Annotated in this window: 24 protein-coding genes and 1 riboswitch; of the genes, 14 read left to right on the forward strand and 10 right to left on the reverse strand. The window is 75.5% G+C overall.

Annotation, left to right across the window (positions count from 1 at the left end; genetic code table 11):
- Positions 1-205 precede the first annotated feature (205 nt).
- The 4 genes from qcrB to ctaE form a co-directional block, all read right to left on the reverse strand.
- Positions 206-1,870 carry a cytochrome bc1 complex cytochrome b subunit gene (gene qcrB / locus ACI78Z_RS01600; RefSeq protein WP_457034764.1) on the reverse strand — a complete coding sequence of 555 codons (1,665 nt, stop codon included), beginning with the start codon at positions 1,868-1,870 and terminating at the stop codon, positions 206-208.
- A complete protein-coding gene (gene qcrA, locus ACI78Z_RS01605; RefSeq protein ID WP_457034765.1) occupies positions 1,870-2,982 on the reverse strand; it encodes a cytochrome bc1 complex Rieske iron-sulfur subunit in 1,113 nt (370 codons plus the stop codon). The genes qcrB and qcrA overlap by 1 nt, the downstream gene beginning before the upstream one ends.
- 67 nt (positions 2,983-3,049) lie before the next feature.
- Positions 3,050-3,937 carry a cytochrome bc1 complex diheme cytochrome c subunit gene (qcrC, locus tag ACI78Z_RS01610; RefSeq protein ID WP_457034766.1) on the reverse strand — a complete coding sequence of 296 codons (888 nt, stop codon included), beginning with the start codon at positions 3,935-3,937 and terminating at the stop codon, positions 3,050-3,052.
- A gap of 7 nt (positions 3,938-3,944) precedes the next feature.
- Positions 3,945-4,556, reverse strand: a complete 612-nt coding sequence (gene ctaE / locus ACI78Z_RS01615) for an aa3-type cytochrome oxidase subunit III (RefSeq protein WP_457034767.1) — start codon at positions 4,554-4,556, stop codon at positions 3,945-3,947.
- Positions 4,557-4,687: 131 nt separating this feature from the next.
- Here ctaE and ACI78Z_RS01620 point away from each other — a divergent pair, with 131 nt between their 5' ends.
- Together ACI78Z_RS01620 and trpD are read left to right on the forward strand one after the other, a co-directional pair.
- Positions 4,688-5,104, forward strand: a complete 417-nt coding sequence (locus ACI78Z_RS01620) for a hypothetical protein (protein WP_457034768.1) — start codon at positions 4,688-4,690, stop codon at positions 5,102-5,104.
- Entirely contained in the window at positions 5,101-6,144 is a 1,044-nt protein-coding gene (gene trpD / locus ACI78Z_RS01625; protein ID WP_457034769.1) for an anthranilate phosphoribosyltransferase, read from the forward strand. The genes ACI78Z_RS01620 and trpD overlap by 4 nt, the downstream gene beginning before the upstream one ends.
- Positions 6,145-6,204: 60 nt before the next feature.
- Here the strand turns inward: trpD and ACI78Z_RS01630 are convergent, their stop codons facing one another.
- Positions 6,205-6,492, reverse strand: a complete 288-nt coding sequence (locus tag ACI78Z_RS01630) for an Lrp/AsnC family transcriptional regulator (RefSeq protein WP_457034770.1) — start codon at positions 6,490-6,492, stop codon at positions 6,205-6,207.
- 129 nt (positions 6,493-6,621) lie between these two features.
- Positions 6,622-8,475 carry a DEDD exonuclease domain-containing protein gene (locus tag ACI78Z_RS01635; RefSeq protein ID WP_457034771.1) on the reverse strand — a complete coding sequence of 618 codons (1,854 nt, stop codon included), beginning with the start codon at positions 8,473-8,475 and terminating at the stop codon, positions 6,622-6,624.
- Positions 8,476-8,682: 207 nt separating this feature from the next.
- Here ACI78Z_RS01635 and ACI78Z_RS01640 point away from each other — a divergent pair, with 207 nt between their 5' ends.
- The 5 genes from ACI78Z_RS01640 to ACI78Z_RS01660 all read left to right on the forward strand — a co-directional run bounded on the left by ACI78Z_RS01640 (position 8,683) and on the right by ACI78Z_RS01660 (position 15,057).
- A complete protein-coding gene (locus ACI78Z_RS01640; RefSeq protein ID WP_457034772.1) occupies positions 8,683-10,386 on the forward strand; it encodes a D-alanyl-D-alanine carboxypeptidase family protein in 1,704 nt (567 codons plus the stop codon).
- 98 nt (positions 10,387-10,484) lie between these two features.
- A complete protein-coding gene (locus ACI78Z_RS01645; protein WP_457034773.1) occupies positions 10,485-10,829 on the forward strand; it encodes a hypothetical protein in 345 nt (114 codons plus the stop codon).
- A 197-nt stretch (positions 10,830-11,026) separates the two neighbouring features.
- Positions 11,027-11,175, forward strand: a riboswitch (cyclic di-AMP (ydaO/yuaA leader).
- A 16-nt stretch (positions 11,176-11,191) separates the two neighbouring features.
- Positions 11,192-12,250, forward strand: a complete 1,059-nt coding sequence (locus ACI78Z_RS01650) for a C40 family peptidase (protein WP_457034774.1) — start codon at positions 11,192-11,194, stop codon at positions 12,248-12,250.
- Positions 12,251-12,643: 393 nt separating this feature from the next.
- Positions 12,644-13,930, forward strand: a complete 1,287-nt coding sequence (locus ACI78Z_RS01655; RefSeq protein WP_457034775.1) for a M48 family metallopeptidase — start codon at positions 12,644-12,646, stop codon at positions 13,928-13,930.
- The gene (locus tag ACI78Z_RS01660; protein WP_457034776.1) at positions 13,927-15,057 is read left to right on the forward strand and encodes a glycosyltransferase family 4 protein; all 1,131 of its coding nucleotides are present in this window, start codon (positions 13,927-13,929) and stop codon (positions 15,055-15,057) included. The genes ACI78Z_RS01655 and ACI78Z_RS01660 overlap by 4 nt, the downstream gene beginning before the upstream one ends.
- Positions 15,058-15,100: 43 nt before the next feature.
- On the opposite strand, the gene ACI78Z_RS01665 is transcribed toward ACI78Z_RS01660, so the two are convergent.
- Positions 15,101-16,894 (reverse strand): AMP-dependent synthetase/ligase, encoded by a 1,794-nt coding sequence (locus ACI78Z_RS01665; protein WP_457034777.1) that lies wholly within the window; start codon positions 16,892-16,894, stop codon positions 15,101-15,103.
- A 157-nt stretch (positions 16,895-17,051) separates the two neighbouring features.
- Here ACI78Z_RS01665 and ACI78Z_RS01670 point away from each other — a divergent pair, with 157 nt between their 5' ends.
- The 4 genes from ACI78Z_RS01670 to ACI78Z_RS01685 are packed head-to-tail and all read left to right on the forward strand — an operon-like array spanning position 17,052 to position 19,974.
- The gene (locus tag ACI78Z_RS01670; protein ID WP_457034778.1) at positions 17,052-17,486 is read left to right on the forward strand and encodes an SRPBCC family protein; all 435 of its coding nucleotides are present in this window, start codon (positions 17,052-17,054) and stop codon (positions 17,484-17,486) included.
- A gap of 7 nt (positions 17,487-17,493) precedes the next feature.
- The gene (locus ACI78Z_RS01675) at positions 17,494-18,651 is read left to right on the forward strand and encodes an ArsA-related P-loop ATPase (protein ID WP_457034779.1); all 1,158 of its coding nucleotides are present in this window, start codon (positions 17,494-17,496) and stop codon (positions 18,649-18,651) included.
- Positions 18,648-18,959 carry a hypothetical protein gene (locus tag ACI78Z_RS01680; protein WP_457034780.1) on the forward strand — a complete coding sequence of 104 codons (312 nt, stop codon included), beginning with the start codon at positions 18,648-18,650 and terminating at the stop codon, positions 18,957-18,959. Before ACI78Z_RS01675 ends, ACI78Z_RS01680 begins: the two co-directional genes overlap by 4 nt.
- 7 nt (positions 18,960-18,966) lie before the next feature.
- The gene (locus tag ACI78Z_RS01685; protein ID WP_457034781.1) at positions 18,967-19,974 is read left to right on the forward strand and encodes an ROK family glucokinase; all 1,008 of its coding nucleotides are present in this window, start codon (positions 18,967-18,969) and stop codon (positions 19,972-19,974) included.
- 118 nt (positions 19,975-20,092) lie between these two features.
- Here ACI78Z_RS01685 and ACI78Z_RS01690 read toward each other — a convergent pair whose 3' ends face one another.
- On the reverse strand, positions 20,093-20,773 hold the full coding sequence (locus ACI78Z_RS01690; RefSeq protein ID WP_457034782.1) for a hypothetical protein: 681 nt from the start codon (positions 20,771-20,773) through the stop codon (positions 20,093-20,095).
- Positions 20,774-20,942: 169 nt separating this feature from the next.
- Between ACI78Z_RS01690 and ACI78Z_RS01695 the strand changes: the two genes are divergently transcribed.
- The gene (locus ACI78Z_RS01695) at positions 20,943-21,707 is read left to right on the forward strand and encodes a lysophospholipid acyltransferase family protein (RefSeq protein ID WP_457034783.1); all 765 of its coding nucleotides are present in this window, start codon (positions 20,943-20,945) and stop codon (positions 21,705-21,707) included.
- Positions 21,708-21,939: 232 nt separating this feature from the next.
- Complete coding sequence (locus ACI78Z_RS01700; RefSeq protein WP_457034784.1) at positions 21,940-22,827, forward strand: short-chain dehydrogenase/reductase; 888 nt, start codon at positions 21,940-21,942, stop codon at positions 22,825-22,827.
- 1 nt (position 22,828) lies between these two features.
- On the opposite strand, the gene ACI78Z_RS01705 is transcribed toward ACI78Z_RS01700, so the two are convergent.
- Positions 22,829-23,131: a DUF6221 family protein gene (locus tag ACI78Z_RS01705; RefSeq protein WP_457034785.1), complete on the reverse strand. Its 303-nt coding sequence runs from the start codon at positions 23,129-23,131 to the stop codon at positions 22,829-22,831.
- Between the two features lie 76 nt (positions 23,132-23,207).
- Here ACI78Z_RS01705 and ACI78Z_RS01710 point away from each other — a divergent pair, with 76 nt between their 5' ends.
- Entirely contained in the window at positions 23,208-23,693 is a 486-nt protein-coding gene (locus tag ACI78Z_RS01710; RefSeq protein WP_457034786.1) for a polyadenylate-specific 3'-exoribonuclease AS, read from the forward strand.
- Between the two features lie 57 nt (positions 23,694-23,750).
- Here the strand turns inward: ACI78Z_RS01710 and ACI78Z_RS01715 are convergent, their stop codons facing one another.
- Positions 23,751-25,784: a methyl-accepting chemotaxis protein gene (locus ACI78Z_RS01715; protein WP_457034787.1), complete on the reverse strand. Its 2,034-nt coding sequence runs from the start codon at positions 25,782-25,784 to the stop codon at positions 23,751-23,753.
- Between the last annotated feature and the right edge of the window lie 6 nt (positions 25,785-25,790).

Raw genomic sequence — 25,790 nt, forward strand, 5'->3', positions numbered from 1 at the left:
CCCCCCCCCCCCCCCCCCCCCCCCCCCCCCCCCCCCCCCCCCCCCCCCCCCCCCCCCCCCCCCCCCCCCCCCCCCCCCCCCCCCCGCCCCCCCCCCCCCCCCCCCCCGCCCCCCCCCCCCCCCCCCCCCCCCCCCCCCCCCCCCCCGGACAGCAGCAGGGCCCCGACGGAGACTCCGTCGGGGCCCTGCTGGGTGGTGCGGGTGATCAGTCGCGCGGCTCCTGCGGCCGGCCACCGTCGGAGGGACGACCGGAGGTGGTGAGCTCCCGGTCGGCCTCCGCGGCGGCGAGGCCGTGCTCGTCGCGCCGCTGCTCGAGCTCGACCTGCGCCGGCTCCTCGATCGGCTTGAAGAACCCGCGGATGGCCCGGCGGGCGCCGCCCACCTGGTTCATCCGCTTGGGCACCGGAGCGCCGCCGTAGGCCAGCTGGCCGTGGCCGTGCTCGTCGACCGGGCCGAGGGGCTGGTGCACCTCGATGAACTCGCCGTGCGGGAGCCGCCGGATGACGCCGGTCTCCAGGCCGTGCTCGAGGACCTCGCGGTCGTGCTTCTGCAGGCCCAGGCAGATCCGGTAGGTGGTCACGTAGGCGATCGGCGGGAGGATGATCAGCCCGATCCGGCCGGCCCAGGTCATCGCGTTGAGGCTGATGTCGAACTTCTCCGCGATGACGTCGTTCCCGCCCGAGATCATGAGGACCACGTAGAAGGCGAGCGCCATCATGCCCAGCGAGGTGCGCACCGGCACGTCGCGGGGACGCTGCAGCAGGTGGTGCGAGGCCGTGTCCCGGGTCAGCTTGCGCTCGATCATGGGGTACAGCGCGAGGAGCGTGAAGAGGATGCCGGGGAGCACGACGGTCGGCCAGAACAGCGCCGGGATCGTGTAGTTGCCCGGCAGGTTGATGTCCCACGCCGGGAACAGACGCGTCGAGCCGTCGAGGAACATGACGTACCAGTCGGGCTGTGACGCGGCCGAGACCTGCGCCGGGTTGTACGGACCCCACAGCCACACCGGGTTGATCTGCACCAGACCACCGAGCGCGGCGCAGACGCCGAACACGATGAAGAACAGGCCACCCGCCTTGCCGGCGAAGGCCGGGAAGAGCCGGTTGCCGACCACGTTGTGCTCGGTCCGCCCCGGGCCGGGGAACTGGGTGTGCTTCTGCTTGACCAGGATCAGCAGGTGCACCGCGATCAGCGCCAGGATGATCGCCGGGACGATCAGCACGTGGACGATGTACATCCGGCCGACGATGAACTCGCCGACGTAGTCGCCGTTGAAGACCGCCCAGTGCACCCAGGTGCCCACGACCGGGATGGACAGGATGATCGCCGAGACGATCCGCAGCCCCGTGCCCGAGAGCAGGTCGTCCGGCATGGAGTAGCCGGTGAAGCCCATGGCGAACGAGAGCACCAGCAGGGCGATCCCGATCAGCCAGTTCGTCTCGCGCGGCCGCCGGAAGGCACCGGTGAAGAAGATGCGCAGCAGGTGGATGACGATCGAGGCGACGAACAGCAGCGCCGCCCAGTGGTGCAGCTGACGCATGAAGAGGCCGCCGCGGACGTCGAACGAGATGTACAGCGTCGACTCGTAGGCAGCGGACATCTCAGCGCCCCGCAGGGGCGCGTACGTGCCCTCGTAGACGACCTCGCGCATCGAGGCGTCGAAGAAGAAGGTCAGGTAGGTGCCGGACAGCAGGAGGACGACGAAGGAGTAGAGCGCGATCTCGCCGAGCAAGAACGACCAGTGGTCGGGGAAGACCTTGTTGAGGGTGCGACGGAGCGGGCCGGCGACGATCAGGCGGTCGTCGACCTCCAGCGCCGCCTTGCCCAGTCGCGTGGTCGGGACACCCGGCGCTGTGGCGGTACGGGCCATCAGATGCGCTCCCGGTTCCAGTAGGTGGGGCCAACAGCCTCAATGTAGTCACTACGCGCTACGAAGTAGCCCTCGTCGTCGACAGTGATCGGCAGCTGGGGCAGCGGGCGGGTGGCCGGACCGAAGACCGGCTTGGCGCCCTGCGTCACGTCGAACTGCGACTGGTGGCACGGGCACAGGATGCGGCTGGTCTCCTGCTCGTAGAGCGAGACCGGGCAGCCGGCGTGGGTGCAGATCTTCGAGTAGGCGACGTAGTCGCCGTAGCCGAAGTCCTCCTGGCCGGTGCGGGGGCGGTCGATCGACATCTGCTCCGGGCGCAGCCGGATGAGCATCGTCGCGGCGTCGGACTCCCGGTTGCCGCCGCTGACCGCCGGGAAGACCGTCTCCAGGGAACCGGGCTCCTGGTCGCCGGGGCGGATGGGGCTGCCGTCGTCGCGGAGGAGGCGGACGCCTTCGGCCCAGCTGGTGGTGCCCAGCGGGTTGCCGGTGTTGGGGTTGCGGATCAGGCCACCGAGAGGCATCAGCAGCATCAGGCCCAGACCGCTGCCCATGAACACCAGCGAGCGGGTGATGAGCTTGCGGCGGGCCAGGCCGCTGTTGTGCAGACCGCCGACGAGGGTCGCGCCGGTGGTGACCCGGTCGAAGTGCGACCCGTCGTGCTTGTCCTGCACCGCGGTCTCGTGCGGGAGCAGCTTCTTGGTGTAGAGCACCATACCGACGCCGACCAGGATCAGGGCCAGCCCGCCGAGCGCCCCGATCATCGGGGTGAAGACGGCGCTCCAGCCCCCCTCGGTGATGGTCCACTGCCAGTCGGGGAGGAACCAGCCGGAGCCGACGTAGATGACGAACGCCGCGAAGGCGGCCAGCCCGGCGAGGCCGAAGGTCAGCGCGACCTGGCGGACGGCCTGCCGCTCCACCGGGGAGCCCGGCTCGGGACCCGGGTCGACGTGCAGGACCTGCACGGAGTCGTACCGGGCGCCCAGCAGGTCGAGCTCCTCACGCGACATGGTCGCGAGCTGCTGGGGGCTGTAGTCGTCGTCCGGGCCGCCGTGCAGGGGGCCGGGGACGTCCGCGCCGCCGGTGGAGCCGGGGGCGCTCTCGCGCGTGCTCACGCTGCTGCCTCCTCGCCGACGCCCGTGGTCAGCGCTCGTGGTGCCGTGGTGGAGATGGTGCGCGCCCTCACGCCTTGCTGCCCATCCAGAAGATGCCGAACAGCAGGGCGGCCACACCGACGACCCAGATGACGACGCCCTCGGCGACCGGGCCGATGCGCCCGACGCCGAAGCCACCCGGGTCGGCCTGCTCCTTGACGGTCTGGATGTAGTTGATGATGGAGCGCTTCTCCTCGGGCGTGAGCTGGTTGTCCCCGAAGATCGGCATGTTCTCGGGGCCGCTCAGCATCGCGGTGTAGATCTCGAGGTCGTTGGCGTCCTCGAGGCTCGGGGCCCGCTTGCCGGAGGAGAGTGCGCCGCCCTCGCCGACGAAGTTGTGGCAGGAGGCGCAGTTGAGCCGGAACAGCTCGCCGCCCTCGGCCAGGTCGCCTTCGCGCAGGTCGCCGGAGGGCAGCGTGGGCCCGCCGCCGTTGGCCTGCACGTAGGCCATCAGCTGGTCGATCTCCTCGTCGGAGAAGACCGCCGGTTTGTCGGGGGCCTGGGCCTCCTGGCGGACCAGGGGCATGCGACCGGTGTGCACCTGGAAGTAGACGGCGGCCTCGCCGACGCCGATCAGCGAGGGGCCGCGGGTGGGCACACCCTCGAGGTTCTCGCCGTGGCAGGTGATGCAGCTGCGTTCGTACAGCTCGCGGCCGGCGGCCTCGGCGGAGGACTCGCTGGCGGTGCTCTCCTCGGTCGCGTGCGCGGGCGCGAGCACCGAGTAGAGGGTGCCGGTGAGCACCAGGGCGGCCATCAGGCCGGCCACGTTGGCGACACGGCGGCGCTGCTTGGAGCGGCGCCGGGCGCGGGCCGCGGCGGCGGGGGACCCGTCGGCGGGACGGCGGGACCAGCGGCGGAGGCCGCGGTGCGCCCCCTCGTCGGACGGGGCGTCGGACTGCGGGTTCGTGGTGGACACCGTTTCCCTAGCGGATCAGGTAGATCGTGGCGAAGAGCCCGATCCACACGACGTCGACGAAGTGCCAGTAGTAGGAGACCACGATGGCCGAGGTCGCCTGTGCCGGCGTGAAGCGGCCCATGGTGGACCGGATGAGCATGTAGATGAAGGCGACGAGGCCACCGATGACGTGGAGTCCGTGGAAGCCCGTGGTGAGGTAGAAGACCGTCCCGTAGGTGGACGACGAGATCGACGTCCCCTCCTCGACGAGCTGCACGTACTCGAAGCCCTGGCCGAGCACGAAGATCAGACCCATCACGAAGGTGATCGTGAACCAGCGCCGCAGGCCGTAGACGTTGCCCTGCTCGGCGGCGAAGACGCCGAGCTGACAGGTGACCGAGGAGGCCACCAGGATGATCGTGAACGTCAGCGCGTACGGCAGGTTGAGATGGGTCGGTTCCGGTGGCCATCCCTCGAGGGCCCGGGCGCGCGCCGTGAAGTACATGGCGAACAGGCCGGCGAAGAACATCAGCTCGCTGGAGAGCCAGATGATCGTGCCGACGCTCACAAGGTTCGGTCGGGTCAGGGAGTGCACCCGGGAGGTGTCGAAGGTGCTGCTCGCCAGGGGAGCCGTTGTCACCGGGCCATCATGGCATCGCTCCCGGCAAGGTCACGACCGCGGGTGGGATGTCGGAGCGGCGCCGTGACCTCGTCGATACCGACATCCCGGGCTGCCTGGCCGGCGCGCCCCCTGCCACTACGCTCGGCGCCGTGAGTGACGCCGCCCCGGCCACCGTCCTGGTCTACAGCTCCCGGCCCGAGGTGCGGGCCGCCGTCCGCACCGCGGTGGGCCGCCGCCCGGCCACCGACGTGGGTCCCCTGACCTGGGTCGAGTGCGCCACCGGCGAGGACGTCGTCGACACCGTCGACGACGGCGGTGTGGACCTGTGCATCCTCGACGGCGAGTCGCAGCCCACCGGCGGCCTGGCGCTGGCCCGCCAGCTCACCGTGGAGGTCGCCGACCACCCCGCGCTGTGCGTCCTGATCGCCCGACAGCCCGACCGGTGGCTCGCCCACTGGTCGCGGGCCGACGCCACCCTGCCCCTCCCGGTCGACCCGCTGACCGCCCCCGCCGTGGTCGCCGGCCTGCTGCGCGACCGCGTGGGACGGCGCCCGGTCGTCCGGTGAGCACCCGACCGACCTGGCCGGCCCTGCTCACCCGCCTGCTCGCGCGCGAGGACCTCTCGGCCGACGACACCGCCTGGGCGATGCGCGAGGTCATAACCGGCGAGGCCACGCCGGCGCAGATCGCCGCCTTCGCCGTCGCGCTGCGCGCCAAGGGCGTGGCGCCGCAGGAGCTCGGCGGGCTGTCGGCGGAGATGCTGGCCCAGGCGACGCCGGTCGAGCTGCCGCTGGCCTCGGTGGACATCGTCGGCACCGGGGGCGACGGCGCGCACACCGTCAACATCTCCACGATGGCCGCCGTCGTCACCGCGGCCGCCGGGGTGCCGGTCGCCAAGCACGGCGGACGCGCCGCCTCGTCGTCCTCCGGCGCCGCCGACGTGCTGGAGGCGCTGGGTGTGGTCATCGACCTGCCGGCGTCGGCCGTCGCGCGCTGCGTCGAGGAGGCCGGCATCGGCTTCTTCTTCGCACCGGTCTTCCACCCGGGCATGCGGCACGCCGCCGCGCCGCGGCGGGAGATGGGCATCGCGACGGTGTTCAACATGCTGGGCCCGCTCACCAACCCGGCACGCCCGGCGGCGGCGGCCATCGGCTGCGCCGACCTCCGGATGGCGCCGGTGCTGGCCGAGGTGCTCGCCGCGCGCGGCACGCGGGCCCTGGTCTTCCGGGGGGACGACGGCCTCGACGAGCTCACCACCGCGACGACGTCCTCGGTGTGGGTCGTCCGCGGCGGCGAGGTGGAGCCCGACCGGGTCGACCCGACGGCGCTGGGCATCGCCGAGCCGCCGGCCGGTGCGCTGCGGGGCGGCGACCCGGCGTTCAACGCGGAGGTCTTCCGGCGGGTGCTGGCCGGTGAGGCCGGTCCGGTGCGCGACGCGGTGCTGCTCAACGCGGCCGCCGCGCTGGCGGCGTTCGGCGAGCGTCCGACGCGGCTGCACGACGCCCTGGCCGCGGGCCTGGAGCAGGCGGCGGCCGCGGTGGACGACGGGCGGGCGGAGGCCCGGCTGGCGCGCTGGGTGGAGACCAGCCGGGCGCTGCGGAGCTGACGGTCCCGTCCCAGGGGCCGCCGCGAGCGGGCGAGCGGTGGGAGGCGAGGGGGTCCCTTCTCAGTCGGCGGTGTCCAGGCCGATGGAGAACGCCGCCTCGAGGTCGTGCCGTGAGTAGGCGCGGAAGGCGATGTGCGTCTCGGTCTCCAGGACGCCGGGCACCTTGTTGATGCGGCCGGCGATCACCTCCGCGACCTGGTCGAACTCGCGGACCCGCACGATCGCGATGAGGTCGACCTCGCCGGCGGTGGAGTAGACCTCGCTGACGCCGTCGAGGCCGGCGACGGCCTCGGCCACCTCGGGGATCGCGTCGGTGGCCGCGTCGATCATGACGATGGCGGTGATCACGCCGGGGATGCTAGAAGGACCCCACTGCCCCCCACCACTCGCTCCGCTCGCGGCGGGTCCCTGCAGCGGGGCCGTCCAAGCACGTCACCGGCTCGGCGCGGGCCCCTGCAGGAGGGCCGTTCCAGCAGGTCACCGGCTCATGGCGGCGCCGCGGGGGACCCGCTCGGGCCGGGCACGGGTGCCCAGGGCGCGGCCGTCGGCGAACGGGTCGCGCCCGGCGCGGCCGGCCTCCACCCGCTCGAGGAAGTCGCTGTACCCGCCGGTGCCGGGCACCGGGCAGGCCAGCGTGCCGTCGACCTGGACCAGCCGGGTGCCGGGCTTCTCCATCCAGCGCAGCACCAGCTCGGTCTCGTCGACCGAGGCGGCCAGCTCCCCGTCGGGGCCCAGCGGCGTCTCGGCCGTGGCCAGCAGCCCCTCGAGGGTCGCCCGCACCGAGCTGCCCCGCGCCGCGCAGCCGGCGGCCACCAGCCGGCCCCGGCGGACGACGGACAGCTGCCAGCCGCCCTCGCCGTCCGGGCGGGCCAGCACCAGCTCGGGCACCGCCGCGAGGGACTCCAGCCGCTGGCGGCGGCGTACCGCGCGCACCAGCGTGGCGACCCGGTCGCGGAGGACGGCGGCGTCCTCGTAGCGCTCCTCGCGGGCCAGCCGCTCGACGCGGGCCAGCAGCGGCGACAGCAGGGCGTGCGGATCGGCGGCCACGGCGGTCCGCAGGACGGCGGCGAGCGCCCCGTAGTCCTCCACCGACTGGGCGCCGGTGCACGGGGCACCGCAGCGGCCCATGCCGGCCAGGGCGCAGGCGGTACCCAGCACCCGCACCGACAACCGGCCGGTGCACTGGCGCAGCGGCAGCGCCTCGTGCACGGCGGCCACCGCCGCGTCGGCCGCGCGCCGGTCGGGGAAGGGCCCGAGGAACACCCCGGCGCCCGGGCGGACCCGGCGGACCACCGACAGCCGGGGGAAGGGCTCCTCGGTCAGCCGGACCCACAGCGCCCGCTCGGGGAACCGCGAGCGCCGGTTGTAGCGCGGCTTGTGCTCGGCGATCAGCCGGAGCTCGCGGACGGCGGCCTCGAGGTCGTGGGCGCACGGGATCGCGTCGACCCGCTGGGCCAGCGCCACCATCTCGGTCATCCGGCTGCGCTGCTCGCCGGCGGTGAAGTAGCTGCGCACCCGGCTGCGCAGGTCGGTCGACGTACCCACGTAGAGGGGCTCGTCGCGCGGACCGCGGAACAGGTAGACGCCGGGGCCGTGCGGGACGTCGTCGGCCAGGTGCCGCTTGCGCAGCCGGTCGGGGTCGACCTGGCGGGTGAGGCCGGTCAGCTCCTCCAGGCTGGTGATGCCCAGCGGGCCCAGCCGCTCGAACAGCCCGTGCAGCACGTCGACGGTGGCGCGGGCGTCGGCCAGCGCCCGGTGGCAGGGCTCGGTGCTGGTGCGGAAGTACGGCGCGAGGGTGGCCAGCTTGCAGTTGGGCACCTCGTCGCGGGTGAGCAGCCGGCGGGCGAGGACGGCGGTGTCGACCGAGGCCGTGGCGGGCCAGGCGATGCCGTTGTCCGCGCAGGCGGCCCGGAGGAACCCGAGGTCGAACGGGGCGTTGTGGGCGACCAGCACCGCTCCGCGGGCGAACTCGAGGAAGAGCGGCAGCACCGAGCCGATGCGCGGCGCCGCGGCCACCATCGTCGAGGTGATCCCGGTGAGCACGCTGATGTAGGGCGGGATCTCGCAGCCCGGGTCGACGAGGGTCTGGAACTCGCCGAGCACCTCCCCGCCGCGCACCTTGACCGCGCCGATCTCGGTGATCGCGCTGTCCTTGGGCGACCCGCCGGTGGTCTCCAGGTCCACCACGACGAAGGTCACCTCCGCCAGCGGGGTGCCCAGCTCGTCGATGGTGGCCTGTTCGTAGCGGGGCAGCCCGGCCGCGGCGCGGGCCGCCGTCCCGGCCAGGCGAGCGGGGGAGAGCGGCACCGGCCGGGCGGGGGAAGGGCGCACGGGGCGGACGGTAGGTCGGGGCGCTGACAGTCCCGGGGACGCGCGCCGGGGACCAGGACCTCCTCGCTCTTCCGGGGGACCCGGGCACCGTCCTCTGGTGCGCCCGCGGGGCCGCCGGGGACCATCGCGTCGAGGACCGCTGCGGTCCCCGACTCGCAGAGGTGGTCCGTGCACTCGCTCTCCCGGTGGCGCCCCGGCCGTCGCGCGGTGGCGTCCCTGTCCGTCGGCATCGTCGTGCTCGCCGCCGTGCTGACGTCGGCGACGCCCGCGGCGGCCGACCCCGCAGGCCCGGCCGTCGCGACCGCCAGCCTCCTGCACAGCCCCGAGCTCGACGAGTTGCAGCGGCGCGCTGCCGGTGTGCAGGCCGACCTGCAGGAGCGGCAGTCCCGGGTCCTCGCGGCCCGGGAGGCCCTCGCCGCTGCCGAGGCGACCGCGGCTCAGGCGGAGGCCGACATCGTCGCGGCGGACGCCGACCTCGCTCGGGCCCGGGCCGAGGTGGCCCGCCACGCCTCGGCGGTGTACCGGGACGCCGGCGAGGTCACGCCGCTGTCGGTGCTGCTGTCCGGTGGGGGGCCCGGGGACGTCGTCGCCGCGGGGGGCCTGCTCGACGCTGCCGAGCGGCACGCGGCCGCGGTGGTCGCCGCGGCGGAGCGTCGACGGCAGGAGGCGGCGGCGCGGCGGGCGGAGGCGGAGCGGACGCGGGAGACCGCCCGTGCGCGAGCGGCGGAGCTCACGACCGAGACCACCGAGCTGGAGGCGGCCGCGGCCGCGGCGAGCCGGGACCTGGAGGCCGCCGTCGCCGCCGTCGACCGGCAGCTGGGTCGGCAGCGGGAGGAGCAGCGGGCAGCCGGCCGGCAGGCGGCGGCCGACTGGCACGGGTACCTCGGCGAGCTGGCCGCGGCCGGCGTCGCGCCGCCGCCGGCCGCGGTGCTGCGCGACCCGGCGGCGAGCCTGCCCGACGGGCTGGTGCCGGTGCCGGCGGCCGGCGGTGGCGTGCAGGCCGGGGCGGCCCAGCTGCCCGGCGCACCGGATCCCCTGGTCGTCCCCTCGGCCGAGGCGGTCGCCGCGGTCAGCGCCGCAGTGGACACGCTGGACCTGCCCTACGTCCCCGGCGCGGCGGGGCCGGACGCGTGGTCCTGCGGATCGCTGGTGCACGCCGTCTACGCCTCGGTGGGGATCGACCTCCCGGACGACCAGGCGGGACTCCACGCGGTGACCACGCCGGTCGACCCGGCCGACGTCCTCCCGGGGGACCTGGTCTTCCTCGGTGCCGGGCGATCCGGTCCGGGCAACGTGGGCATCGCCCTCGACGGGCGGACGGTGCTGGCGGCCGACGCCCGCGCCGGTGCCGTGGTGGTCGGCCGTCCGGCGGCCGACCGGGTGCTGGGCGCCGGGCGGCCCGGCCTCGGGCCACGCGCGGCCGTCCCCGCGACCGGACCGTCCGGCGGGGCGCTGCCCGTCGAGTGCGGCGACGTGCGGTACCCGCCCGAGACCTCCGGAGGGCGGGCGTGGGGCGGTTTCCCGAACGGGCTGATCCCGCCCAGCGCGATGTGCCCGCTGGGGGTCGCCGGCCACCTGCTGCGCTGCGACGCGGCGGCGGCCTACCGGGGGATGAGCAGCGCCTTCGCCGGTGCCTTCGGGACACCGCTGTGCCTCACCGACTCCTACCGGAGCTACGCCGGCCAGGTGCGGCTGTACGGCGAGAAGCCGGCGCTCGCGGCGGTGCCGGGCACCAGCGACCACGGCTGGGGCCTGGCCGTCGACCTGTGCGGTGGCGTCGAGCGGTTCGGGACGGTGGAGTACGCCTGGATGGTGGCCAACGCCGGCCGCTTCGGCTTCCTGCACCCGCGCTGGGCCGATCCCGGCAACGGCCGCGAGGAGCCCTGGCACTGGGAGTACGCCGGCGGCTGAGCCGGAACTGTCGGTGCCCGCTCCTAGCGTCCTGCCCGGATCGACCGGGGCCTCGGACGGCCTTGCGCGACCAGGGTCGGCCGGCTGAGGAGGAGACCGTGCACATCGACTGCGACACCTGCACCGCCCGCGGCACCGGCTGCGGGGACTGCGTCGTCACCGTGCTGCTGGGAGCGCCGCCGGGCCGGCGCGGGACCGACCCCACCGTGGTGCCGATCACCGGCCGGCGGGACGACGGGCGCACCGCGGAGGACGTCGTCGTGCTGCCGCCGGGGGTGGTCGTGGAGTTCGACGAGGTCGAGCGCCGCGCCGTCCGGGTGCTGGCCGACGCCGGTCTGGTGCCGCCGCTGCGCCACGAGCACCCCACCCGGCCCGCCCCCGTCCGGCGGGCCGCGCCTCAAAGGCGAACCCGCGGACAGGGCACCGGGCGGCGCACCGGCTGATCCAGGGCGCCGCTCCGTCTGTCGCCCGCACGGGTGACCGGCCGCGTGGCGAGCCGGCGACGCGGCGCTGACCTCACGGTTCACCGTGCCCCCGTTCGCCACTCCTCGCACGGCCCCCGTACGGTGACGCGGTCCGGCCGGGTGGTCGTCACCACCATCCGGTGACCTCGGCCGGTCACCGCCGAATCGCCCGACGCGCCGCACCGGCGCCGAGGGGGAACCAGGGACCCACCGCAGCACTGGGGTGAGTTCTCCCGCGCGCCGCTCCGCCGGGGCGCGGGGATAGGGCGCCTTCTTCCCAGCCCCAACCCGTCAGCCAACTCGGTAGGCGGTCGCTGGGGAAGAACGGAGAGCCGCCGCCCGTGGCGACCCCCGCCCTGCCCTGGGGCATGCCGTCGATCAGTTCCAGCCCACCCCTCGGCCGCGTTCCGCCGCGCCACCCCGTCCCGCGACACCCCGTCCCGCGCCACCCCGTCCCGCGGCATCGTCCGCGGACTCGTACGGGCAGCACCGCCACCCTCGCCCTGACGCTGGTCCCAGGGACCGCCGCCGCGGACCCGGAGGAGACCACCAGCGCCGCGCGGGCCGCTGAGCGGGCCGCCCGGGCCGCCCACGAGCTCGAGGTCGTCACCGAGCAGGTGAACGAGGCCCGCGAGACCCTCGCGCAGCAGCAGGCCGCCGACCATGCGGCCGCCGGGGCCCAGGCGCAGCTCGACGCGCTCGACGGCCACATCCGCCAGGTCGCCCGCGCGGCCTTCACCTCCACCTCCGGCGACGGCATGGCCGAGCTGGACCTGCTGATGACCAGCGGGTCGGCCGAGGAGTTCGTCTCCCGGCTGGCCACCCTCGACGCGATCGCCGGGCACACCACCGAGGTGCTCCACGAGGTGGCCGACTCCGCCGCCGCCCGGCGCACGCTGGACGACGTCACCGCCCGCCAGGCCCGGCTCGAGGCGGACATCGCCGACTACCAGGCGCAGTACGATGCGCTGTCGGCGCCGCAGCAGCAGGAGGTCGTGGCCGCGCACGCCGGGCAGCCGGTGACCGCCGCGCCCGCGGCCGCGGCCAGCGGCGTCGCGCAGGCCGCCGTCGACACCGCGCTGGCCCAGGTCGGTGACGTCCACGTGTGGGGTGCCGGCGGGCCGGATGCCTTGGACTGCTCCGGGCCGACCCAGTACGCGTACGCCGCGGCCGGCATCAGCCTGCCGCACTCGTCGCGGATGCAGGCGACGATGGGCACCGCGGTGTCCCGGGCCGACCTGCAGCCGGGCGACCTGGTCTTCTACTACAGCCCGGTCGGCCACGTGTCGATGTACATCGGCAACGGCCAGCTGGTGCACGCCTCCACCCTCGCGCGGCCGGTGGAGGTGGTGAGCGTGGACTCGATGGGCGGCATCGTCGCCATGCGCCGCATGGCCTGACAGCGGTTCGCGGGTTGGTCGGAGGGTGGGTCAACTGGTGAGATCGGCGATCTCTCACGCGTCGAGGCCGGTGACCGTACGAGACCGCCGATCTCGCCGCCGCGACGGCACGAACCGTCAACCGATCAGCACACCGCTGTGAGGCGATGACATCGTCGGCCCACCGGCCGACCCCGCCGTGCCGCTGCGATCGGGGACCGCACCGTGGCCAGGCGCCGTCCCCGGCCGCCGTGGAGCCGCTGCCCGTGTCCCGGTCGGTGGAAGGACCCCCTCCTCCCCACCCCTCGCCCGCTCGGGGCGGTGCCCTGGAGGGGGCCTGCGGGCTCCGCGACCGGTCCAGCGCCGCTGGGTGCCGGCCTCGGCCGCTGCGGTGCCCGACCTAGGATCGGCCGGGTGAGCGAGGCGGGCGGGACGAGCTCCCGCCGGGCCGCGCTGCTGGTCGCGGTCGTGCTGGGCGCCGCCCTCGCCGTCGTCCTCGTCGTGGTCCCGCCGTGGACGGTGCTGACCGAGCCGGCGGGCGGGCGCACCCCGGTCGACCCGTCCTCGGTCCTCCCGCCGGACCGGCTGGCCCGCGCCGAGGCCTTCGCCGCGGCGCTGCGCCCGGCGTCGCTGACCTCGCTGGTGCTGGGCCTGGCCGTCTCCGCGGCGCTGGGGCTGACGCCGCTCGGCGCGCGGCTGGTGCGCGCCGTCGCGAGACCGTTGGGCGGCGGCCGGCTCGCCCAGGTGCTGCTCGGCACGGCCGTCGTGGTCGGGGTGGGCCGGCTGGCCACCCTCCCGGTCTCGGCGTACGCGGAGGTCGTCCGGCACCGGTACGGCCTGTCCACCCGCGGGTGGGGGCTGTGGCTGCGCGACGTCACCGTCTCGACCGCCATCGGTGCCGCGCTCACGGCCCTGGCGTTGATGAGCTTCCTGTGGCTGGTCCGCCGGGCGCCGCGCACCTGGTGGGCGTGGGGGACCGCCGTGGCCGCGGGCTTCGTCGTCGTGGGCTCGTTCCTCTCCCCGGTGGTGATCGAGCCGGCGTTCAACCGCTTCGAGCCGCTGCCGGCCGGGGAGCTGCGCACCCGGCTGCTCGACCTGGCGGAGGAGAACGGCACCCCCGTGCAGGACGTGCTGGTGTCCGACGCCTCCCGGCGGACGACGGGGCTGAACGCCTACGTCTCCGGGTTCGGCTCGACCCGCCGCGTCGTCCTCTACGACACGACCCTGGAGCAGCTCCCCGAGGACGCCGTCGTCTCGATCGTGGCGCACGAGCTCGGCCACGTCGTCCACCGCGACGTCCTCACCGGCACGCTCGTCGGTGCGCTGGGTGCCGCGGGCGCCGTGGCGCTGTGCGGGTGGCTGCTGTCCTGGACACCGCTGCTGCGCCGCGCGGGCGTCCAGTCGCCCGCCGACCCGGCCGTCGTCCCCCTGGTGCTGCTCCTGCTGTCGCTGGGCGGGCTGCTGAGCACCCCGGTGCAGAACCTGGTGTCGCGGCACGTGGAGGCGCGCGCCGACCTGCGGGCGCTCGAGCTGACCGGGGACGCCGGGGCGTTCACCGCGATGCAGCGGGAGCTGTCCGCGACCAACCTCAGCGACCCGGACCCGCCCGACGCGTGGCAGTGGTTCTTCGGCTCGCACCCGACCGCCGCGCAGCGCATCGCGTTCGCGGAGGACTGGCAGCGGCTGGAGGACGCCGGGTGAGGACCCTGGTCGTCACCAACGACTTCCCGCCGCGCCAGGGCGGCATCCAGACGTTCGTGGCCGCGCTGCTGGCCCGCCGCCCGCCGGGGTCGCTGGTCGTGCTCGCCTCCCGCTCCCCCGGCTGGGAGGCCCACGACGCCGCGCTGCCCTACGAGGTGGTGCGCCACCCCACCGGCATGCTGCTGCCCACCCCGGGCGCGGCACGCGCGGCGGCCGGCCTCGCCCGCCGGCACGGCTGCGACACCGCCTTCTTCGGAGCCGCCGCGCCGCTGGGGCTGCTCGCGCCGGCGCTGCGGGAGGCCGGGGTCCGGCACCTCGTCGGCGCGACCCACGGCCACGAGACCGGCTGGGTCGCGCTACCGGGGGCGCGGCAGGTCGTGCGGCGGATCGCCGCCGGTCTCGACGTGCTGACCTACATCAGCGACTACACCCGCGACCGGCTGGCACCGGCGCTGGGCCGCGTCACCCGGATGGCGCAGCTGTCGCCGGGGGTGGACGTCGACCGCTTCACCCCGGACGCCGACGGGACGGCCGTGCGACGCCGCTACGGGCTGGGGACGGCGCCGGTCGTCGTCTGCGTGTCCCGGCTGGTGCCCCGCAAGGGCCAGGACGTGCTGGTGGCGGCCTGGCCGCGGGTGCTGGCGGGGCACCCCGGCGCGCGGCTGCTGCTGGTCGGCGGCGGCCCGCTGGAGGAGCGCCTGCGGCGGGAGGTCGCGGCGCGCGGGCTGGGGCACTCCGTCGTCCTCACGGGGCCGGTGCCACCGGCCGGCCTGCCCGAGCACTACGCGGCCGGCGACGTCTTCGCCATGCCCTGCCGCACCCGCCGCGGGGGCCTGGACGTCGAGGGGCTGGGCATGGTGTACCTGGAGGCGGCGGCCTGCGGGCGGCCGGTGGTGGCCGGCACCTCCGGCGGGGCCCCCGAGACGGTGCAGGAGGGCGTGACCGGCCACGTGGTCGCCGACCCGCGGTCGCCCGAGCAGGTGGCCGCGGTGGTCAGCGGGCTGCTGGACGACCCGGAGCGGGCACGACGGATGGGCGCGGCCGGCCGGGCGTGGGTCGAGCAGCGCTGGTCCTGGACGTCGATCGCCGAGACCTTCGAGACCCTGCTGCAGCCCGCACAGCACTGAGCCCCGCCCCGCACGCAGCGGGACGGGGCTCGGTGCCGTCGGTTCAGCGCGCGTAGAGCGCCTCGACCTCGTTGTCGAACTCCTTGAGCACCACGGACCGCTTGAGCTTCAGGCTGGGCGTCAGCATCCCGTTGTCCTCGGTGAAGTCGGTGCCGAGCACCCGGTACCTCTTGATCGCCTCGGCCTGGGACACCGCCTTGTTCGCGTCGGCCACCGCGGCCTCGATCTCGGCGAGCACGTCGGGGTCCTCGGCCAGCCGGGCCGCGGTCAGGCTCGTGTCCTTGCCCTTGGACTCCAGCCACAGCGGCAGCGCCTCCTCGTCGAGGGTGACCAGGGCGGCGATGAAGGGACGCTGGTCGCCGACGACGATGCACTGGCTGACCAGCCGGTGGGCGCGCAGCCGGTCCTCGAGGACGGCGGGGGCCACGTTCTTGCCGCCCGCGGTCACCAGGATCTCCTTCTTGCGCCCGGTGATCTTCACGAACCCGTCGGCGTCGATCTCGCCGAGGTCGCCGCTGTGGAACCAGCCCTCGGCATCGATGGCCTCGGCGGTGGCCGTCTCGTTCTTCCAGTAGCCGCGCATCACGATGCCGCCCCGGATGAGGATCTCTCCGTCGTCGGCGATCGCGAAGCCGACGCCGGGCAGCGGGCGGCCGACGGTGCCGATGCGCAGCGCGGCGTCGTGGTTGACCGACGCGGCGGCGGTGGTCTCGGTGAGGCCGTAGCCCTCGAAGACGGTGACGCCGATGCCGCGGAAGAAGTGGCCGAGCCGCTCGCCGAGCGGGGCGCCGCCGGAGATGGCGCCCTGGCACCGGCCGCCGAGCGCGGCGCGCAGCTTGCCGTAGACGAGCCGGTCGAACAGGGCGTGCTGGGCGCGCAGTGCGAGGCCCGGGCCGCCGGTGTCCTGGGCCCGGGACCAGTCGATGGCCACCTGGGCGGCCTTGTCGAAGATCCTGCCCTTGCCGTCGCCTTCCGCCTTGGCCTTGGCGCCGTTGTAGACCTTCTCGAACACCCGGGGGACGGCGAGCACGAAGGTCGGCCGGAACTCGCCGAGGTCCTCGACCAGGTTCTTCACGTCCGGGGTGTGACCGATGACGGTGCGGGTCTTGACCGCGCCGACCTGCAGGACGCGGGCGAGCACGTGGGCCAGCGGGATGAACAGCAGCAGCGACCCCTGCGGGTTCATGAATCGGGTGAGCAGGCTCATCCCGTTGCCGACCTCGAACAGGAAGTTGCGGTGGGTGAGCTCGCAGCCCTTGGGCCGGCCGGTGGTGCCGCTGGTGTAGATCAGCGTGGCCAGGCTGTCGGCGGTCAGGGTCGCGCGGCGGGCGTCGAGCTCGCTGTCGGGCACGTCCTGGCCGGCGACGGCGAGAGTCCCGACGGCGTCGTCGTCGATGACGAAGACGGACGCGAGGTCCGGCGCCTGGTCGCGGACGGACTCGACGGCCGCGGCGTGCTCGTCGCGCTCCACGACGATGGCGGTGGCGCCGGAGTCGGACAGGATCCAGGCGACCTGGTCGGGGCTGGAGGTCTCGTAGATGGGGACGACGACGCCGCCTGCGGTCCAGATGGCGAAGTCGAAGACCGTCCACTCGTAGCGGGTCTTGGCCTGCAGGGCGACCCGGTCGCCGGCGGCCACGCCGGCCGCGATCAGGCCCTTGGCCACGCCGCGGACCTCCTCGCCGAACTGCCGCCAGGTCACGTCGACCCACCGGCCGTCCACGCGGCGGCGCAGCCCGGTCTGGTCGCCGTGCTGGGTGACGTTCTCGACCAGCATGTCGGTCAGTGCCTCGTCAGGGCCCACCTCGGTGGTCGCGGGAACGCTGAACTCGCGCACGCCTCGTCCTCTCCTGCCCGCCCGGTCCCGGGCACCGTCGCCCGCAGCCCCGGTCGCGGGGCGTCCCCGGGAAATCTAGTCGCTGGCCCCTACCGGTGAGTAGGACAGTTGCCGTCGGTCACCACCCCCGGGTGACCGAGCGGTTAGCCTGCTCCGCATGGCCGACCAGTCCACCCAGTCGATCACGGTCGCGGCGCCGCCGGCCGACGTCATGGCGGTCATCGCCGACTTCCCGTCCTACCCGCAGTGGGTGGCGGCGGCCAAGCAGGTCGACGTCCTGGAGACCGGGCCGGACGGCCGGGCCCGCCGGGTGCACTTCGTGCTCGACGCCGGTGCGGTCAAGGACGACTACGTCCTCGAGTACACCTGGGACGGCGACCGGCGGGTGTCCTGGCAGCTGGTCCAGGGGCAGATGCAGAAGCGGCAGGAGGGCTCCTACACCCTCCGCGAGACCACGCCGGGCAGCACCGAGGTCACCTACGCGATCGCCATCGACCTGTCCATCCCGATGCTCGGGATGATCAAGCGCAAGGCGGAGAAGGTCATCCTCGACACGGCGCTCAAGGAGCTCAAGAAGCGCGTGGAGGGCTAGGAGGCAGGTGCGCACGCTCCTGCTCACCGGCCCCGGCGGGGCCGGCACCTCGACCCTCGCGGCGGCCAGCGCCGTCCGCTCCGCCTCCGACGGCGCGCGCACCCTGCTGCTGCTCCGCCCCGGACGGCGGCCGGCCGGCCTGGACGACGTCCCCGGCCTGGCCGTCGCGACGGTCTCGCCCTTGGCCGCGACCGAGTCGCTGTGGACCTCGGCGGGGACCGCGCTCGCCGCCGTCCCCGGGCTGTCGCCGCCCCCGCCCACCTCGGTGGTGCCCCTGCCGGGTGCCGCGGAGCTGGCGCTGCTCGCCCGGCTGGCCCGCGCGGCCGCCGACGACGAGGCCGACACGGTGGTCGTCGACGGCGGCCCGCTGGAGTCCGGCACCGCCCTGGTCGGCCTGCCCGGTGCGCTCCGCTGGTGGCTGGACCAGGCACTGCCCACCCGGCTGCGCATGCTCGGCGCCGTCCGGACCGCCGCCGTGCGCTCCGGTGCGGCCGCCCGGGGGCCGGTCGACGCCGTCCTCGACGCGGTGCCGCCCCTGGAGACCGCGCTCGGCCGGCTGCCGCTGGACGACCCGGCGTCCACCGAGGTCCGGCTGGTGGCCGTGCCGCGCGCCGGCGCCGTCCCGGCACTGCGCCGCGCGGTGACCGCGCTGGCCCTGCACGGCCAGCGGCCGGCCGCCGTCCTCGCCCGGGTGCTGCCCGACGGCGGGCCGGGGGAGTGGTGGGCGCGCCGCGCCGCCGAGCAGGACGACGCCCTGGCCGCCCTGGCCGGGCTGGCCCCCCTGCGGCGGGTGCCGGAGTCCGCGCAGGAGCCGGCGGACGTCGCGTCGCTGACCGCGCTGGTGCCGGCCGGCGACGCGGCCGCGCCGGGGACCGCGCCGACGCCGTCGGTGGAGCGGCTGGACGGCGTCCGCCGCCTGGTGCTGCCGCTGCCCTTCGCCGAGCGCGCGGGCCTGGACCTGACCCGCTGGCAGGACGACCTGGTCGTGACCGTGGCCGGGGCCCGCCGGTCGCTCCGGCTGGACTCGCTGCTGCGCCGCTGCGTGGTCACCGGCGGCGCCCTCGCCGAGGCCGGCACCGCGCAGGCCCGGCTCGAGGTCACCTTCACGCCCGATCCGCAGCTGTGGCCGGCCGACCTGCTGGCCGCCGAGGGGAGCACACGATGAGCGACGGAACCGACTGGGTCGAGCAGGTCCACCGGCTGGTGACCGGACTGGGCCAGACCCTGGGCACGGCCCTGCGGGAGGGGGACACCGCCGGTGAGCACCCGGCCGACTGCCGCTGGTGCCCGGTCTGCCAGGTCGCGGCCGTGGTGCGCGGCGAGCGCCCCGAGGTGACCGACGCGCTGGCCGACGTCCTCACCGCCGCCGCGGCAGCGCTGCGCAGCGTCTCCGAGCGGCCCGCCGCCGCGGACCCGGAGCCCGCGGCGGCGGAGGAGCCCCCGCCGCCGGTCCAGCGCATCGAGATCGCCTGAGTCGGCCGTGCCGCCCCCCACGCAGCCCGCCGCGACCGGTGCCGCCGACCTGCCCGCCCTGGGCATCGACATCGGCGGCACGAAGGTGGCCGGCGGTGTCGTCGCCCCCGACGGCACCGTGCTCGCGACCGCGCGCCGGGCCACCCCCGGCTCGTCGGTGGTCGAGACCGAGGACGCCATCGCCGCCGTGGTCGAGGTGCTCGCCCGCGGGCACGACGGGCCGCTGGTCGGCGTCGGTGTGGGGGCCGCCGGCTGGTTCGACCGCACCGGCGACACCGTGCTGTTCAGCCCGCACCTGGCCTGGCGGCACTCGGCGCTGCGCAAGGACCTCGCGACGCGGCTGCACCGGCCGATGTGGGTGGGCAACGACGCCGACGCCGCGGCCTGGGCCGAGTACCGCTACGGCGCCGCCCGCGGGGCCGACCTCGCGCTCATGATCACGCTGGGCACCGGCATCGGCGGCGGGATCGTGATGGACGGCCGGCTGCACCGCGGCTCGCACGGCGTCGCGGGGGAGTGGGGGCACATGCGCGTCGTCCCCGACGGCCGGCTGTGCGCGTGCGGCAACCGTGGCTGCTGGGAGCAGTACGCCAGCGGCACGGCGCTCGGTCAGACCGCGCGCGAGGTGGCCCGCAACTCCCCGGCCGCCGCGGCGCTGCTGCTCGAGCGGGTGGACGGCGACCCCGACCAGCTGACCGGCGAGCACGTCGCGACCGCCGCTGCCGAGGGCGACCCGCTGGCGCTGGAGCTCCTCGCCGAGGTCGGCTCGTGGCTGGGGCAGGGGATCGCCGACCTCTCCGCCGTCCTGGACCCCGAGGTCGTCGTCATCGGCGGCGGGGTGAGCGTGCTCGGCGAGATGGTGCTCGGGCCGGCGCGCGAGCGCCTGGAGCGGGCGCTGCCCGGCCGCGGGTTCCGCCCCGGCCCGCGGGTGGTGGCCGCCCGGCTCGGCGCGCAGGCCGGCATCGTCGGTGCCGCGGACCTGGTCCGCCGGGCGGTCGCGGAAGGCACGGCGTAGCCAGGTGACACCGTCGGCCTGACCGGCCGACTGCCAGGTGCCGTCCCCCTGCTGCGGCGAGCCGCTGCGCCGTTCGTCGGGGGAGGCCTCTGCCCCCCTCGTCACGACAGGGGTGGTCCTAGACGACCGCGCCGTCGTCGCCGTCGTCGGTGGTGCGCTCGCGCATCCGCGACAGCAGCACCCCCACACCACCGGCGACCGCGGCCACGCCGAGCACCAGCCCGAGGTCGGCGGACAGGCCGATCACCCGCGGGGCCACGACCAGGACCGCGCCCGCGGCGATCAGCAGCACCGCGTAGAGCGAGGCCGGCGCCGGGGCGGGCACCGGCGGGGGCGGCGGCGGTTCGTAGTGCTCCTCCGGCCGGTCGAGCACCGACGGCTCGGCCGGGGCGGGCGGGGGCGCGTCCACCGGGCCCTCGTCGACGACCGTGCGCCCGTGCTCGGCCTCGAAGGCGGCCACGATGCGCGCCCACTCGGCGTCCTCGTCGACGTCGCGCCGCACGGACCGCCGGGCGCGGGTGCGCTTCTGCACGTGGTCGTCGGCGTGCTCGTCGACCAGCGCGCGGGCCTCACCGGCGCGGGCGCGGTCGACGAAGAGCCGGTCGCTCGGCGGGCTGGGCAGGGAGACGCTGCGGGTGTAGGGCTCGACGTCCGCCGAGGGCTCCAGGTAGGCGGCCACCCCGGCGTCGCGGAGGACGTCGAGCAGGTGCTCGCCGACCCGCGGGTCGACGTCGCGCAGGGGGGTCCACAGGGCGGCGTCCAGGCCGTTGTCCCGGCGGCCGCGACCACGGGCGTTCATGTGCGCCTCCGGCGGGGCAGGAGGGACGGCACGACGCCGGTCGTCGGGTCGGGCTCGGGCACGGGTCCTCCTCGGCGACCGGCGGGGGAGCCGGGTGGAACGGGACTGCAGGGGGTGGCATTGTCCTCCCACCCCCGCGCTCCCTAGTCTGGCAGCCCCCGAGGGAGGCGTGTTGTTCTACTGGTTCCTCAAGTTCGTTGCGCTCGGCCCGGTCGTGAAGCTGGTGTTCCGGCCGCGGGCGGAGGGCGTGGAGCACGTCCCGCCCCGCGGGGCGGCGATCCTCGCGAGCAACCACCTGTCCGCGGCCGACTGGGTCTTCATGCCGATGTCGGTGCGCCGGCGGGTGACCTTCCTCGCCAAGCGCGAGTACTTCACCGGCCACGGCGTGAAGGGCTTCCTGCAGCGGGCGTTCTTCACCGGCGCCGGTCAGGTGCCGATCGACCGGTCGAGCGCCTCGGCCGCCGAGGCCGCCATCCAGACCGGGCTGCGCCTCCTGCGGCAGGGCCGGCTGCTCGGCATCTACCCGGAGGGCACCCGCTCCCCGGACGGCCGGCTCTACCGCGGCAAGACCGGCGTGGCCCGGATGACGCTGGAGACGGGGGTGCCGGTCGTGCCCGTCGCGGTGACCTACCGGCCGCGCCGCCTGCCGTTGGTCGGCTGGAACCTCCCGGCGGTGACCGTCCAGTTCGGGGAGCCGCTGGACTTCTCCCGCTACGAGGGCCTGGCCGGCGACCGCTTCGTCGAGCGCTCGGTCACCGACGAGATCATGTACGAGATCATGACGATGTCGGGCCAGGAGTACGTCGACGTCTACGGCGCCAAGGTGAAGACGTCGATGGACGCCACCGGGGCGAGCGCCTCCGACGTCGTCAGCCGGCTGCAGCCGCCCGTCGACGAGGCCGCCGACCGCGCGCCCGAGTCCCTGGCCGGATGACCGAGGACCCCGTCCTCCCCACCCGCCGTAGAAGGACTCCCTGCCCCCGTCACCCGCGAGCTCGCGGTGGGACCTGCAGGCGCCTGCGGGACCCGGGACGGGGCCGGTGGGGCAGGAGGGTCCTCGCCGCGGGCCGGCAGGCGGTCGCGGACGTCGGTGAGCAGGTCCAGCGGCACGTCGCCGGCTCACGCAGCCTCGTCGAGCAACGCTCACACGACCGCGAGGAGACGCCATGGCCCGCCGCACCCGCACCGCCCTCGCCGGACGATCCGTGCTCGTCACCGGCGCGGCCCGGGGCATCGGCGCCGAGCTGGCCCGCCGCGCCGCCGCCCGGGGCGCCCGGGTGGCGCTGGCCGGCCTCGAACCCGGGCTGCTCGCGCAGGTGGTCGACGGGCTGGGGCCCGAACACCTGTGGGTCGAGTGCGACGTCACCGATCCCGCGGCGCTGCAGACCGCCGTCCGCCGGACCGTGGAGACCTTCGGCGGGCTGGACGTCGTCGTCGCCAACGCGGGCATCGCGCCACTGGGCACCGTGATGACGAGCTCGGCGCACGCACTGGCCCGCACCATCGAGGTGGACCTGACCGGCGCGGTGCTCACCGCCCACGCCGCCCTGCCGGCGCTCGCCGAGCGGCGCGGCCACGTGCTGCTGGTCAGCTCCGCCGCGGCGTTCACCGTGATGCCCGGCATGAGCGCCTACTGCGCGGCCAAGGCGGGGCTGGAGCGCTTCGGCGACGTGCTGCGGCTGGAGGTGGCCCACCGGGGCGTGACCGTGGCCAGCGCGCACCCGACGTGGATCGACACCGACCTCGTCCGCGACATCGAGGCCGCGCTGCCGACCTTCGCCGCGACCCGGCGGCAGCTGCCCGGCCCGCTGGGCGCGTACACCTCGGTGGAGGCCTGCGCCGAGGCCCTGGTGGACAACCTGGAGACCCGCGGTCGCCGGGTGTTCGTGCCCCGCGCGGTCGGCGTGGTCGCGGCGCTGCGCCAGGTGGTCACCGGCGCGCTGGCCGAGCGGGTGGTGGCGCGGGTCTCGGCGTCCCGGGTGCCGCAGCTCGAGCGCGACATCGCGGCCCTGCAGGGTCAGGAGTTCGGCCGCACCTCCCAGGGCTCGCGGTAGGTCAGGGCCGCCAGTCCTCGCGGTAGTGCGGGTGGTCGGCGTAGGCCTGCCCGATCAGCCGCAGCGCGTGCTCCATGGTGGCCCCGCGCGGACCCTGCTGCTCCAGGTCGCGGAAGTAGCGGACCAGGTCGCGCTTGGCCCGGACGTCGCGCAGCACGTGGGCGACCAGCGACGCCTTGGACCGCGACGCGCTGAGGGCGGCGAACTGCGCGGCCTCCTCGTCCTCGTCGAACCGGGTGAGCAGGAAGTCGACCAGGTCCTCGTTGCGGATGCTGGTCGGCAGGTCCGGGTGCGGCGGGCTCACCGGGGCACGCTAGCCCGCCGTCCCCCGACGGGCAGCGCTGCGGGGGCGGGGGCGCCGCGCCACCTACCGTGAGGGCGTGCGGCGCTTCTTCTACGACACCGAGTTCATCGAGGACGGCACCACCATCGACCTCGTCTCGATCGGCGTCGTCGACGAGGCCGGCCGGGAGTTCTACGCCGTGAGCACCGAGTTCGACGAGCGCCGGGCGATCCCGTGGGTGCGGCGCAACGTGCTCGACCAGCTGCCCCCGCCGGCCGACCGGGCGTGGCGCGGCCGCCAGCGCATCCGCGACGACCTGCTGGCCTTCCTGACCGGCCCGGGGGAGGAGATCGAGCTGTGGGCCTGGTACGCCGCCTACGACCACGTGGCGCTGTGCCAGCTGTGGGGGGCGATGCCGGCGCTGCCCCGGCCGATCCCGCGGTTCACCCGCGAGCTGCGCCAGCGCTGGGACGACCTGGGACGGCCCGTGCTGCCGCCGCGGCCCACCGGCACCCACGACGCGCTGGTCGACGCCCGCTACAACCTGGCCCGCTGGCAGGCGATGGAGGGCGCCCGCCGCTGACGACGCCGACGGCCCCCGCCCACGGGCGTGGGCCGTCGGCGACCTCTGCAGGGGATCTCAGACCGTGAAGGCCCCCACCAGGCGGGTCAGCTCGGCGGAGAGCCGGTCGAGCTCGCGGGCCGTGGTCCGGGCGTCGTCGACGTCCTCGGCGCTGCGCTCGGCGTCCTCGCTGACCGCGGTCAGCGTGCTGGTGAAGGCGTTCGCGCCGTCGGCCGCGGCGCCCACGCTGCGGGTCAGCTCGTTGGTGACCGCCGTCTGCTCCTCGACCGCGCTGGCGATCGTGGTCTGGTGGTCGTTCATGTCGCGGACGACCTCGGCGATCCGGCCGATCGAGCCCACCGCGGCCGTCGTGTCGGCCTGGATGCCCTGCACCCGCTGGGCGATCTCCTCGCTGGCGCGGGAGGCCTCCTGGGCCAGCTCCTTGACCTCGTTGGCGACGACGGCGAAGCCCTTGCCGGCCTCGCCGGCCCGCGCCGCCTCGATGGTCGCGTTGAGGGCCAGCAGGTCGGTCTGCTCGGCCACCGCGGCGATCACCTTGACGACGTCGCCGATCTCCGCGGAGCTGGCGCCCAGCGTGGCCACCGTCGACTCGGGCTGCCGGGCGAGGTCGGCGGCGCTGCGGCCGACCCGCGCGGCCTCGCTGGCGCTGCGGGCGATCTCGGCGATGGAGGCGCCCATCTGCTCGGCGCCGGCGGCCGCCGAGCTGACGCCCGCGCTGATGTCGCCGGCGGCCTCCTGGGCGTGCCGCGCCTGGTCGCGGCTGCGGGCGGCCCGGTCGCCGAGCCCCTCGGCGACCGTGGCCACGGTGCCGGCCGAGGCGGCCAGCGTGCGGGCGCACTCGCCGATGTCCCGGATGGTCCCGGCGACCTTCCCGACGAAGCGGTTGAACGCCCGCGACAGGTCGCCGACCTCGTCCCGGCCGGACTCGTCCATCCGCTGGGTCAGGTCGCCCTCGCCGTCGGCGATCTCGGCCATCCGCGCCCGCAGCCGCTCGAGCGGGGCGGTCAGCCGGCGGCCGACCACCCAGGCCAGCGCGCCACCGGCCGCGGCGATCAGCAGGACGGAGACGACGACGCCGGTGAGCATCGAGGAGCGGCCGGCGTCGAGGCTCTCGATCGGGCCGGCGAAGTCGCTGTCCCGGGAGATCGTGGCGATCACCCAGTTCCACGGCTCGTAGTAGGTGGCGCGGACGGTGTGCGGGCCGGTCTCGGCGTCGACGTAGCGGACGGTGGCCTGCTCACCCGGCTGCAGCTCGACCGCGGCGTCGACGACCTGCTCGACCCAGCGGGTGCCCTCGGCGTCGGTCGCGTCGAGCAGCGACTCCCCGTCGCGGACGCCGCCCTGGCTGACCAGCACCTGGCCGCGCAGGTCGCCGGTGCCCCCGAAGACCTCGACCCGGCCGTTGTCGCCGACGGTGGTCTGCTCGAGGCTCTCCCGCAGCGCCGGCAGGTTCTGCTGCTTCTGGCCGACGTAGACCATGCCGGTCACCTGGCCGGCGCCGTCGAACAGCGGCGCGTAGGCCGAGACGTACCAGGAGTCCACGACGAAGGCGTTGCCGCGGTAGGTCTGGCCGGCGAGGACGGCGGACAGCACCGGGTTGGGCGCCCCGTCGGGGTTGGTCGCCGGGATGTAGGTGCCGATCGCGCGCTTGCCCGTCGTCCCCACGACGTTGGTGGCCACGCGGAGCATGTCGCCGGCCGGTCCGGTGCGCTGGAAGACCGTCGCGGTGCCGCCGCCGACCAGCGCCTGCACCTGGTCGACCACCGGCGTGGGCTGCGCGGGGTCGGTGTTCTGGCCGAGCCACGTGCTGCCCACCGTCGCGCGCGGCAGGACGACCGGCGTCACCTCGCCGCTGAGCTGGTTCTTCGCCTCCCAGGTCACGGTGCCGCGGTCGAGCCGGAAGCCACCGGCCTGGGCCAGCACGTGCTGGGCGACGGCGAGGTCGGAGTCGACCTTGGCCGCGGTGGAGGCGCCCTGCGTGGCGACCACGTCGTGGACGCCGGAGGCGGTCCGGGTGAGGTCCGCGGCGACGAGGTCCTCGACGTCGGTCCGGGCATCGTCGGCGAAGGCGTTGCTCTGCCAGGCGCTCACCCCACC

The sequence above is a fragment of the Geodermatophilus sp. SYSU D01176 genome, assembly GCF_054050015.1.